We start from the raw sequence: 12,199 nt of genomic DNA on the forward strand, positions 1-12,199 counted from the left end.
TTACCGGAGATGATCGCGCATTGTGAACGCTTCAGCGGACAAATTCCCACGATCCCGGTATTTCATCCCGCCGTTACGCGCGCTCTTTAGTCAATTAACGCGCACTATAACCGATTATCCGCGATCAAATCACATATTCCCGACGCGAAAAAAAGACGGCCGGGATCGCTCCCGGCCGTGATTCAGTGCGATAAACGTCTTATTTTCGCGTAAAAGTAAAATAGAGGGGGAAGGTATGCGGCGAATCTTGCTGCGCTCGCAGAACCATAGGCGCATCCTTGTCACCATAGATAAGTTTTAATCGGGCACTGTCTTTGATCGTACTGTCAAAAATCTCCAAACCTGCTGACGACACCGCCACCTTAAAGCTTGAACAGACGCCACTTAGGTTGGTGGGGCCAAACACCTGAACTTCATAGATATCTTTTACCCCAGGCGCATTGTTGATGCCAATATATTTAAATGTTCGAATGGTGCGAGCCTGGCCCGGCGCAAACGTGGCGGCAAAGTCCGTACCATAAGCCCGATAATTACGCAGATATAAATCTTCACCCGGGGCTATAAATGCCGAGGTGCAATCAAACAGGTTTTTATTGAGGTAGCTGTCTCGCAACGTTAACGTAGTACCAGAATGCAGCCACTGTGCACCGTTCACCGAATTTGTCGCGACGCTATACGAGTTCTTATAATTAAGGGTGCAGCTATACAGCGAATGACCAACCAGGCCGCCGATATACCCGCAGTCAACATCAAGCCGGGCAAAAGGCGCGCCATAAAAGTCCAGGATAATATCAAAGTAGAAATTTTCACCCTGCTGCGCGGTACGCACTGCGGAAATAGCGCTGCGCCATGAGCCGGAAGTTAATGTATCACCCGCAGCGAAAGCACTTTTTCCACCGGAAACATCATTTTTTTCAATGATAAGCACCTTATAGACGCCGGCCGTTGGCACATAAAAAGCCAGAACCTCGCCCGTCGCCGTGCCGTTGGTAATCTCCGCACCGCGCGTCAGACCATTAAACGATTGACTGGATAACGTCACTTCACAGAGGAAACGCCCGTTGAAGTCCGCATCGCCAGAAATCTGGCCATATTGCGCCCCATTACGCCATAGCGAACCACCATAGCGCATCTGCGTAATAAACCCGACAGAAAGCTTGTGCCCTTCGGCAATGGGGTAATCACCGGATGTTCCCTTGGCAAAATAAGCTCCCATATTGCCTTGATACCAATAATCGCCGGTAATAAAGTTGGACGCCGACGCATGTATTTGCTGGCTGCAGTCATAAACAATATTACAGCCAATCGCCTTGCCAATATGGAGTCGTGAACCGCCGCATCCTTTCCCACGGATAGAAATACCATTGGCACGCGCCCTGCCATTTATAGAACCGATATGGATCTCAAGACCTACCATCGAGCCGCCTTCCTTGCCAATCATGATCAGCGGTGTAGCATTTTTCCAGTCCGTATAAGCCGGGAAGCTTGCATGCGCTTCCAGCGAGGCAAAACGCATTTCCAGGCCGTGAGTCCAGTTATCAATAATCAACGGCGACTTAAACGCCAACTGTTGGAACGACCACACTTTATTGAGATCATGATTGATGGCATAAGCCAATGCCGCCTGCGCCGCCTGCGTCCAGTCGCCATCGGCAGTGACCAGATGATAGAAATCTTCCACCAGCACCATATTATTAAGCTTGAACGACGACGCCATGCCGCTCACTTCGACCCAGGCGTCGGGGGCAAAACCGCCCGTTGCTTCCGGCGTTGTATTTGGAGCGACCACTTTCGGCAACGCGCCCCGCCATACAACATATCCCAACGTGCTTTCCAAATAGAGCGCCTGATTAGCGGACTCCAAGGTAAAGCCATTTTTAAAATAACCAACGGGAAGATATCCGCCGCGACGAATCGCGTCTTCACGACTTACCAGTGTTTGTTTCAGCTCTTTTGGCTCTGCCATATATTGTTCCTGTCTTACTGCGTTGAGTGAGATAACAATGTAAACAGACGCCGCAATATTTAATACAAAATGGAAACCTACCATTAACCACACAACAACATCGCATTCAGAGCCTTGGCACACAGCGATCGTTAAACCGCAGCTCAACATAATGAATATTCCTAATACCGCACCGGCAATATTGAACTGCCGTTTAGTCACCCCTTGATGAAATAGCGCCATTCAATATCGTCAAGGACTTCACCATGTCACAATTCAGCTTTCCGCTCGTTGTCAGCCAGCCGATGAACGGCCAACGGTTAATCACCGCCCTGCTAAGCGGCAGCATGGCGCCCGCCCAGTGCTGGCGAAAAACCTCGTTTCGCCTGAAGTTCCTCAGCCGTTCTCTGTTGAACTGGCAGACCACCAGCGGGCTGATGAACACGCTGGCGGACAACCCGCTGCTGGAAACCATCCTGCGCGCGCAACCCAACCTGCCGTGTAAACTGCACCGCCCGTATCTGGCAGCCAATATGAGCAAACTCGACGGCCTGTTTGCGCTGCGCGACCACTACGATCTGATTGCCCAGCGCATGCCGGGGAAAATGCTGCACGGGCACCTGGGCACACGGCCGCTGGTGTTAAGCCGCGCGACGGATAAAAACGGCGAGACGGTGACGCTGGAACTGGCGGCGATCGATAAGCTGAACAAGGAGGGAGAAACTACGCTGCTGCTGCGCAACGCCGCGGGCGTTATGCTGGCGGAAATCACCTTCACCCTGATGCATTTCCGGCAAAAGAGTACGCTGTTTATCGGCGGTCTGCAGGGGGCAAACGTTGACGTGCCGCACAGCGAGATTCAGCACGCGACTAAAGCCTGCCACGGCCTGTTCCCCAAACGGCTGGTGCTGGAAGGGGTGTGCCACCTGGCGCGCCATCTGGGGATTCAGCAAGTGGTGGCGGTCGGCAACGGCAGTCATATTTACCAGAACTGGCGCTATAAAAACAAAAAGCGCGACCTGCTGCATGCCGATTATGACCAGTTCTGGCTGTCGATGGCGGCCCGGCCGCTGCCCGGCGGCTACTTCCTGCTGCCGGAACGCATCGCCCGCAAACCGCTGGAGGAGGTCGCCAGCAAAAAACGCGCGGAATACCGCCGCCGCTATCAACTGCTGGACGCGTTGGAACAGGGGCTGGCCGCGCATTTTTCCCGGTGAGAGCATGGCTGGCGGCCGCGGCTAGTCGGCCCGGCCGCGCGCCAGCCAGATAACCCGTGAGAACATTTTTTTCAGCAGCGCCGGCACCGCGTCGGTGCCCCACTCGCCCGCCTGCATCGCCACTTCGATCGCCAGATCCGGCTTCGAGGCGCGGTGCACCGCTTTCAGGATCACCTTGCGCATCGGCATCTGAGCGTTAACCGGCACCGAGGCCACCCGGTGATACACCGGGCTGAATCCCTCTTTATACATAAAGTGTTCCATGTCCGCCGCCGGCAGCGCCGTCAGACGGTCACGTTCATTATCCTCATGATTGTCCAGCATGCTGCGCACGGTATTGGCGTACTTTTTGCCGGCCTCGTCGCCATCCACCAGCGCATGCCACTCAATCCCCATCCGCCGGGCAAACTTCAGCAGCGGTTTTAACCCGCACTGGGCAAATTCAATCACCCTGACGCCCTCGGCCTGAAAATTATGCCCGCACTGCCGCGCCAGCTCGTTCAGCAGCCATACTTCGGTCTCCCCTTCCACCAGCAGCCAGCAACGGGCGAACAGCGAAGAAGGACGGTTAAACCGGATATGGAAGGCGATACGCCGGCTGTCTTCCGGCCCGAGACCGCGTGACCCAAGGCGATAGGTCGCCACCCGGCCGGACTCGCGCACCAGCCGGCAGACGTGCACCACCGGCACCAGCGATACCAGTTCGCTGGAGTTGGTGGTAGTGATGCGCTGCAGCGGCAGCTGATTCAGCAATCCCCAGGCGACCGACAGCATAATCGGATGCAGGCGGGTTTCCGGATCCTCCACCAGCAGCAGCGGGCGCGCATGAGGTTCCAGCTTCACATTCCCCTTGGCCTGCAGCAGCGTCGAGAACATGCCCAGCAAAATCAGCCGCATGCTGCGGCTGTTCGGCTCGGCCACCATGCGGTTGATATTATCGAGCGAACGCCACGCCTGCTGCTCCTGCTGCCGGCGCTGTCGTCGCGGCCCGGCGACGTGTGAACCCTGCTCGGAAAAATAGTGCTCCAGCAGTTGCTGCATCGCCGCCAGCCCCTGACGCAGCTCGCCATTGGTCAGTTTCTGCGGGTTGCGCACCAGTTCACGCGTCAGTTGGTCAAGCTGCTGCGCCAGCGCCTCATTATCGGCAGGCAACCGATCGCCGAGCGAGCTGGGGCGTAAACGCCGGATAAAGCGCGCATCGCGCAGCCGCAGCACCGGGTGAATACGAATAATGCTGCGCACCAGCCGGTCGATATGATGCAGCAACAGCGGGTTGCCGTCGGCATCCAGAAAGCTGCGCCAGGTACACACCGTGTCATCATCGGTCATCTCCCCTTCGCAGCGATAATGGATGCGGCTCAGGCCATCCTCCGCCTTGACCCACAGCGGCGATAGATGGCGATAGCGCGGCAGATGGGCATGCCCGATGTCCTTCTCACAGAACGTAAAAATGATCTGCAGGTAGCGCTCCTTGGCCGCTTCATCACCGGGCGGGAAGTGGAAGTCATGCGTTTCGAAGCGGTACAGCGTCTCTTCCGGCGCCAGCAGCAGCGTCAGCGCATCCAACAGGCTGGATTTACCCCAGGCGTTTTCTCCGAGCAGCAGCGTGTTGTCATCCAGCGTCAGCGACAGCCGATTAATGCCACGGAAACCTACAATCTCAATGCGTTCTAAGTACATCTGTCGCCTCCCGTGCGAACCTTCGCCACTCTCTGTCGAATGACGACTCTGAGCATGGTCAACAATCCCCCCGCAGGTCAAGCAAACGCGCGTAAATCTGCTACTTTACTCTGAAGAGGGTTTTGATTAGCCTGTTGCGGTCGCACGGCACTTGCCGTGGCGATTTGAGCAAGGAAATTTTGTCGTCATGTATTCAGGACTGTTGATCATTCTGGTGCCGCTGATCGCCGGCTACCTTATCCCGCTGCACAGCCATCGCCTTATCCAGAGCATCAACCGTCTGCTCAGCCGGATGGTGTACGTTATTCTGTTTTTAATGGGCATCAGTCTGGCGTTTCTGGAAAACCTCAGCAGTAATCTGCTGCTGATCTTCCAATACACCGCCGCGTTTTTCCTCTGCATCTTCCTCGCCAACGCGTTGGTGCTTTACCTACTGGAGCGCAAACTGCCGTGGCGCAGCACGCATAAACAGGAGAAGCTGCCCTCACGCCTGCATATGGCGTTAGAGTCGCTGCAACTGTGCGGCGTAGTACTGATTGGCTTCCTGCTCGGCCTGACGCAGTGGCCCTGGCTGCACTACGCCACCGCCGGCAGCGAGTACGCGCTGATTTTCCTGCTGTTTCTGGTGGGGATTCAGCTGCGCAACAGCGGTATGACGCTGCGGCAGATCATTGTTAACCGCCGCGGCATGCTGGTCGGCGTGGTCGTGGCCATCAGCGCGCTGGCCGGCGGTGCGCTGGCGGCCTGGCTGCTGGGGGTGCCGGTGAAAGCCGGGTTGGCAGTGGCCTCCGGCTTTGGCTGGTATTCGCTGTCCGCCATTTTGATCAGCGACGCCTACGGCCCGGTACTCGGCAGCACCGCCTTCTTTAACGATCTGCTGCGCGAACTGGTGGCAATTATGCTGATCCCCACGCTTATCCGCCGCAGCCGCTCGACGGCGCTGGGCCTGTGCGGCGCCACCTCGATGGATTTCACCCTGCCGGTGCTGCAGCGCAGCGGCGGCCTGGAGATAGTACCGCCGGCCATCGTCCACGGCTTCCTGCTGAGCCTGATGGCGCCGGTACTGATCGCCCTGTTCTCCTAACCGTTTCCGGGGGCATTTCCCCCGGAATCGTTCTCATCCGCACGCGATTTTGCGTTAAATCAAACTTACGTCACTTTTCCGACAAAACGCTTTTGCCCCGGCAGTTGCCGATCTATGCTCCAAAACAAGCATTTTAAATGCAACTTTAAAAAGGACGCGATTATGTTTTGTGTGCAATGTGAACAAACCATCCGAACCCCGGCCGGCAACGGCTGCGCCTATGCGCAGGGCATGTGCGGCAAAACCGCCGAAACCTCCGATCTGCAGGATCTGCTGGTCGCCGCGCTGCAGGGCCTGTCCGCCTGGGCGCTGCAGGCGCGCGCGCTGGGCATTATCGACCACCAGATCGACAGCTTCGCCCCGCGCGCTTTCTTTTCCACACTGACCAACGTCAACTTCGACTCGGCGCGCATTATCGGCTACGCGCGGGAGACCATCGCGCTGCGCGATACGCTGGCGGCGCGCTGCCGTCTGCTGGAACCGTCGGTCACGGTCGACCATCCGCTGGCGGCGCTGCAGCTGGCCGGCGATGATATCGACAGCCTGCTGCAACAGGCGGCGCAGTTTGCTCTCGATCAGGATAAGGTCGAGGTGGGGGACGACGTGCACGGCCTGCGTATGCTGTGCCTGTACGGGCTCAAAGGCGCTGCAGCCTATATGGAGCACGCCCACGTTCTCGGCCAGTACGATGACGCGATCTATGCCCAGTACCACGGACTGATGGCCTGGTTGGGCACCCAACCGCGCGATGTCGACACCCTGCTGAGCAATGCCATGGCCATCGGCCACATGAACTTCGGCGTGATGGCGATCCTCGACCGAGGGGAAACCGACGCGTATGGCGATCCGCAGCCCACCTCGGTCAACGTGCGTCCGGTGGCCGGTAAAGCAATTTTGATTTCCGGCCATGATTTGAAAGACTTACGCATGCTGCTGGAACAGACCGAAGGCCAGGGGGTCAACGTCTATACCCACGGCGAAATGCTGCCGGCGCACGGCTATCCGGAACTGAAAAAATTCAAACATCTGGTCGGCAACTACGGCAGCGGCTGGCAAAACCAGCAGGTGGAGTTCGCCAAATTCCCCGGCCCGATCGTCATGACCTCCAACTGTATTATCGACCCGAACGTCGGCCATTACGGCGACCGTATCTGGACCCGCAGCATCGTCGGCTGGCCGGGCGTCCATCACCTGGACGGCGATGACTTTTCCGCCATCATCCGCCAGGCGCAGAGCATGGCCGGCTTCCCCTACAGCGAGATAGAGCACCTGATCACCGTGGGCTTCGGCCGCCAGACGTTGCTCAACGCCGCCGATACGGTGATCGACCTGGTCAGCCGCAAAAAACTGCGTCATGTGTTTCTGGTCGGCGGCTGCGACGGCAGCCGCGGTGAACGCAGTTACTACACCGACTTCGCCCGCGCGGTGCCGCAGGACTGCCTGATTATGACGCTGGCATGCGGCAAATACCGCTTTAACAAACTGGATTTCGGCACGCTGGAAGGCCTGCCGCGCCTGCTGGACGTCGGCCAGTGTAATGACGCCTATTCAGCGATTATGCTGGCGGTAAAACTGGCTGAGAAACTAGGCTGCGGCGTCAACGATCTACCGCTCAGCCTGGTGCTGTCGTGGTTTGAGCAAAAAGCGATCGTCATCCTGCTGACGCTGCTGGCGCTGGGGGTGAAAAACATCTATACCGGCCCGACCGCGCCGGGCTTCCTGACCGACAACCTGATGGCGATCCTCAACGATAAATTCGGTATGCGTCCGATCACCACCGTCCAACAGGATCTGCAGGCCATTCTGGGCTGATTCCGTCATTTTTGCGGGGCGGCAAAATACGCCCCGTCCGCAGTGAGGTGCCTTATGACCCAACCCCATCCTTTGTGTCCGAACCGCATGCAGGTGCATTCCATCCGGCAGGAAACCGCCGACGTCTGGACGCTGAACCTGATCTGCCACGATTTTTACCCTTATCAGCCCGGTCAGTTCGCGCTGGTAAGCATCCGCAACAGCGAAGATACCCTGCGCGCCTATACCCTCTCTTCCTCACCGGGGCTCAGCCCGTTCCTCAGCATCAGCGTCCGCTGCCTGCCGGACGGCGTCGGCTCGCGCTGGCTGACGCAGGAAGTACGCCCCGGCAATACCCTGTGGCTGTCCGACGCGCAGGGCGAGTTCAGCTGCGTGCAGCACCCCGCCGAACGCTATTTAATGCTGGCCGCCGGCTGCGGCGTCACGCCGATTATCTCGATGTGCCGCTGGCTGGCGGCGAACCGCCCGGCGTGCGATGTGCAGGTGATCTTCAGCGTCCGCAGCCCGGAGGCGGTGATCTTCGCCGAACAGTGGCGACAGCTGTGCGCCGCACACCCGTCGCTGAAACTGACGCTGATGGTCGAACACCGTGCGCAGCCCGGTTTTCTCAGCGGACGCATCAGCGACGCGGTACTGCGGCAGCACGTACCAGATATCGCCGAACGCCGGGTGATGACCTGCGGCCCGGTCCCCTATATGGCGCAGGTTGAACAGCTGTGCCTGGCGCTGGGCGTACCGCCCGCACGCCTGCATAAAGAGCAGTTTCACACGCCGGCGGAAAACGCCGGGCAAGCGGACAATACGCTGGCGCTGCGCATCGGCCGGCCGCTGCGTGAGTTCCGCGTACCGGTCGGCAGCACGCTGCTGGCGGCGCTGGAATCCCATCGGTTGCCGGTAACCGCCGCCTGCCGTGCCGGCGTCTGCGGCTCCTGCAAAACCCGCGTGCTCGACGGCGACTACACCACCAGCAGCACCATGACGCTGACGCCGGAAGAGATCGCCCAGGGTTACGTACTGGCCTGCAGCTGCCAACTGCACGGCGACGTCACCCTCGCCTGATCCCGCGCCCCGTTTTTCGCGGGGCACTTATTGGCGAAAACTATTCCTCATCCCGTTCTATTTTAATCCCCGAAGCTTGCTAAGCTGAGAAGACCTTTTATATCCCCGCCGTTAAACGCCGGGGATACCACCATCACTGGGGGGAACCATGAAGCAAACCGTAGCGACATTGATTGCCAAAACCCTGGACCAGGCGGGCATCAAACGCATTTGGGGCGTCACCGGCGACTCGCTGAACGGCCTGAGCGACAGCCTGCACCGCATGGGAACGATTGAATGGCTGGGCACTCGCCACGAGGAAGTGGCCGCCTTCGCCGCCGGCGCAGAGGCGCAGCTGACCGGCCAGCTGGCGGTGTGCGCCGGCTCCTGCGGGCCGGGCAACCTGCATCTGATCAACGGCTTGTTCGACTGCCACCGCAATCACGTGCCGGTTCTGGCGATCGCCGCCCATATTCCTTCCAGCGAGATCGGTAGCGGCTACTTCCAGGAAACCCATCCGCAGGAGCTGTTCCGCGAGTGCAGCCACTACTGTGAGCTGGTCTCCAACCCGGAACAGCTGCCGCGCGTGCTGGAGATTGCCATGCGCAAGGCGATCCTTAACCGTGGCGTATCGGTGGTGGTTCTGCCCGGCGACGTGGCGCTGCGCATGGCGCCGGAAGACGCCGAGGTGGTCTGGCAGACCCCGGCGCTGCCGCTGGTGCAGCCGCCGATGAGCGAGCTTAACCGGCTGGCGGAAACGCTGAACGGAGCGAAAAATATTACCCTGATGTGCGGCAGCGGCTGCGCCGGCGCCCATGATGAAGTGGTGAAACTGGCCGAACTGCTGCAGGCGCCGATCGTGCATGCGCTACGCGGCAAAGAGCATATTGAGTGGGACAACCCGTACAGCGTCGGCATGACCGGTCTGATCGGTTTCTCCTCCGGCTATCACGCCATGATGAATGCCGACACGCTGGTGCTGCTCGGCACCCAGTTCCCCTACCGTGCCTTTTATCCCACCAACGCCACGATCATTCAGGTGGATATCAACCCCGGCAGCATCGGCGCGCACTGCCCGGTAAATATGGCGCTAGTGGGCGATATAAAAACCACCCTTTCCGCCCTGTTGCCGCAGTTGGAGGCCAAGAACGACGCCAAATTCCTGAATAAGGCGCTGGAGCACTACCGCACCGCGCGTCAGGATCTCGACAGCCTGGCAACCTGCAACGATAGTCAGCCAATTCACCCGCAGTATCTGGCGCAGCAAATCAGCCGCCATGCCGACGACGACGCCATTTTCACCTGTGACGTCGGCACGCCTACCGTTTGGGCGGCCCGCTACCTGCAGATGAACGGTAAACGCCGGTTGCTTGGTTCGTTTAACCACGGCTCCATGGCCAACGCGATGCCGCAGGCCATCGGCGCTCAGGCCACCGCGCCGGATAAACAGGTGGTGGCGCTGTGCGGTGACGGCGGCTTTACCATGCTGATGGGCGACTTCTTATCGCTGGCGCAGCTGCAGCTGCCGGTCAAAGTGGTGGTGTTCAATAACAGCGTACTGGGATTTGTGGCGATGGAGATGAAAGCCGGCGGCTACCTGACCGACGGCACCGATCTGCATAACCCTGATTTTGCCGCCATCGCCAACGCGGCCGGCATTAAAGGCTTCCGGGTTGAAAAAGCCTCAGAGCTGGATGGCGCTCTGCAGGAGATGCTGGCGCACCCCGGTCCGGCGCTGCTGGACGTGGTGACCGCCAAACAGGAGCTGGCGATGCCGCCGCAGATCAAATTCGAACAGGCCAAAGGGTTCAGCCTGTATATGCTGCGCGCCATCATTAACGGCCGCGGCGACGAAGTGGTCGAACTGGCCAAAACCAACTGGCGGCGTTAATCCGCCCTGTCGGCGACGCAGCCTGCTGCGTCGCCCTTCACCATTGCAAGGATACTCATGCTGATCGATCTCCGCAGCGATACCGTCACGCAACCCACGCCCGCCATGCGCCAGGCGATGGCCAGTGCCGAAGTCGGCGACGACGTTTACGGCGATGACCCCACGGTCAACGCGCTACAACATGAAGCGGCGCGGCTGGCCGGCAAAGAGGCGGCGCTGTTTTTACCCAGCGGCACCCAGGCCAATCTGGTGGCGCTGCTCAGCCACTGCCAGCGCGGCGATGAATACCTCGTCGGCCAGCAGGCGCATAACTACAAATATGAAGCCGGCGGCGCGGCGGTGCTGGGCGGCATTCAGCCGCAGCCGATCGAAGCCGACGACGACGGCACGCTGCCGCTGGACAACGTTGCCGCCGCCATCAAACCCGACGATATTCACTTTGCCCGCAGCCGGCTGCTCAGCCTGGAGAACACCATCAGCGGTAAGGTACTGCCGCTCGCCTATCTGGAACAGGCGTGGCAGTTCAGCCGCGAGCGGCGGCTGGCGCTGCATATCGACGGCGCGCGCATTTTCAACGCCGCGGTGGCGCTCAACGTGCCGCTGCACAAGATTGTGCAATACTGCGATACCTTCACCCTCTGCCTGTCCAAAGGCCTCGGCGCGCCGGTGGGATCGCTGCTGTGCGGCAGCGCCGAATTTATTCAGCGCGCCATTCGCTGGCGCAAAATGACCGGCGGCGGCCTGCGTCAGGCCGGCATTCTGGCGGCGGCGGGCCGCTATGCGTTAGAAAATAACGTCGCCCGGCTGCAGGAGGATCACGACAACGCCCGCTGGCTGGAACAGCAGCTGCGCGATCTCGGGCTCACGATCGTCGAACCGGGCGCCCAGACCAACATACTGTATATCCGTCAGTCCGCCGAACAGGCGGCGCAGCTCGGCCCGTGGATGCGCGAGCGCGGCGTGCTGATCGGCAGCGGGCCGCTGACGCGTCTTGTCACCCACCTCGATGTCAGCCGGCAGGATCTGCAGCAAATGGTCGAGCTATGGCGCGAGTTTTTACAACGGCACGGCTGAGGCGAGTTTCTCCTCGCGGGTTAGAGGAAGCGGCCGTATACGGCGTACCACACCGCGCCGCACGCCGCCACGTTGAGCAGGACGCTGACGATAAACCAGGTTTTAAACGGCTGTTTCTGCGTCTTGTGCCGGAACAGCCGCTGGCCGCACAGCGCCCCCGGCCAGCCGCCGATCAAGCCAAACGTCAGCAGCGTGATTTCCGGCACCCGTTGCCAGGCTTTGATCGCCGCCAGCTTATCGGCGCCATACAGCGCCAGCGTCAGCCCATTCAGCAGCAACAACCCCGCCCACCAGGGATGCGGAAGAAATGCGCTAACCGCCAGGGTTAACGCCAACAAACCATAACACACCGCATTAAGCCGCATGATTCACTCCTGCTAAAGCAACGGCGCGTAGTGTGACGCCTGCGACGGGTCGTTGCAATACGCCATTTATCCCTACAAAAAGTGCATTTATAG

The 12,199-nt window shown here is 59.5% G+C and carries 9 protein-coding genes; 6 read left to right on the forward strand and 3 right to left on the reverse strand.

Features of this window, described 5'->3' with window-relative positions; all coding sequences use genetic code 11:
* Positions 1-199: 199 nt before the first annotated feature.
* Positions 200-2,188 carry a tail fiber/spike domain-containing protein gene (locus FO014_RS02145; protein ID WP_238404524.1) on the reverse strand — a complete coding sequence of 663 codons (1,989 nt, stop codon included), beginning with the start codon at positions 2,186-2,188 and terminating at the stop codon, positions 200-202.
* Between the two features lie 23 nt (positions 2,189-2,211).
* Between FO014_RS02145 and FO014_RS02150 the strand changes: the two genes are divergently transcribed.
* Complete coding sequence (locus FO014_RS02150; protein ID WP_160027445.1) at positions 2,212-3,162, forward strand: VirK/YbjX family protein; 951 nt, start codon at positions 2,212-2,214, stop codon at positions 3,160-3,162.
* Between the two features lie 21 nt (positions 3,163-3,183).
* On the opposite strand, the gene FO014_RS02155 is transcribed toward FO014_RS02150, so the two are convergent.
* Entirely contained in the window at positions 3,184-4,842 is a 1,659-nt protein-coding gene (locus tag FO014_RS02155) for an ATP-dependent endonuclease (RefSeq protein ID WP_111737409.1), read from the reverse strand.
* A 187-nt stretch (positions 4,843-5,029) separates the two neighbouring features.
* Between FO014_RS02155 and FO014_RS02160 the strand changes: the two genes are divergently transcribed.
* The 5 genes from FO014_RS02160 to ltaE all read left to right on the forward strand — a co-directional run bounded on the left by FO014_RS02160 (position 5,030) and on the right by ltaE (position 11,741).
* On the forward strand, positions 5,030-5,926 hold the full coding sequence (locus tag FO014_RS02160) for a LysO family transporter (RefSeq protein WP_160027447.1): 897 nt from the start codon (positions 5,030-5,032) through the stop codon (positions 5,924-5,926).
* 162 nt (positions 5,927-6,088) lie between these two features.
* Positions 6,089-7,738 (forward strand): hydroxylamine reductase, encoded by a 1,650-nt coding sequence (gene hcp / locus FO014_RS02165; protein WP_160027449.1) that lies wholly within the window; start codon positions 6,089-6,091, stop codon positions 7,736-7,738.
* Positions 7,739-7,792: 54 nt separating this feature from the next.
* Positions 7,793-8,797 carry an NADH oxidoreductase gene (gene hcr, locus FO014_RS02170; protein ID WP_160027451.1) on the forward strand — a complete coding sequence of 335 codons (1,005 nt, stop codon included), beginning with the start codon at positions 7,793-7,795 and terminating at the stop codon, positions 8,795-8,797.
* A gap of 148 nt (positions 8,798-8,945) precedes the next feature.
* The gene (poxB, locus tag FO014_RS02175; protein WP_160027453.1) at positions 8,946-10,667 is read left to right on the forward strand and encodes a ubiquinone-dependent pyruvate dehydrogenase; all 1,722 of its coding nucleotides are present in this window, start codon (positions 8,946-8,948) and stop codon (positions 10,665-10,667) included.
* A 57-nt stretch (positions 10,668-10,724) separates the two neighbouring features.
* The gene (gene ltaE, locus FO014_RS02180) at positions 10,725-11,741 is read left to right on the forward strand and encodes a low-specificity L-threonine aldolase (RefSeq protein ID WP_160027455.1); all 1,017 of its coding nucleotides are present in this window, start codon (positions 10,725-10,727) and stop codon (positions 11,739-11,741) included.
* Between the two features lie 20 nt (positions 11,742-11,761).
* Here ltaE and FO014_RS02185 read toward each other — a convergent pair whose 3' ends face one another.
* Positions 11,762-12,106, reverse strand: a complete 345-nt coding sequence (locus tag FO014_RS02185) for a DUF1294 domain-containing protein (RefSeq protein WP_160027457.1) — start codon at positions 12,104-12,106, stop codon at positions 11,762-11,764.
* Between the last annotated feature and the right edge of the window lie 93 nt (positions 12,107-12,199).

Source organism: Serratia rhizosphaerae, assembly GCF_009817885.1.
GTDB classification, from domain to species: Bacteria; Pseudomonadota; Gammaproteobacteria; order Enterobacterales; family Enterobacteriaceae; genus Serratia_B; species Serratia_B rhizosphaerae.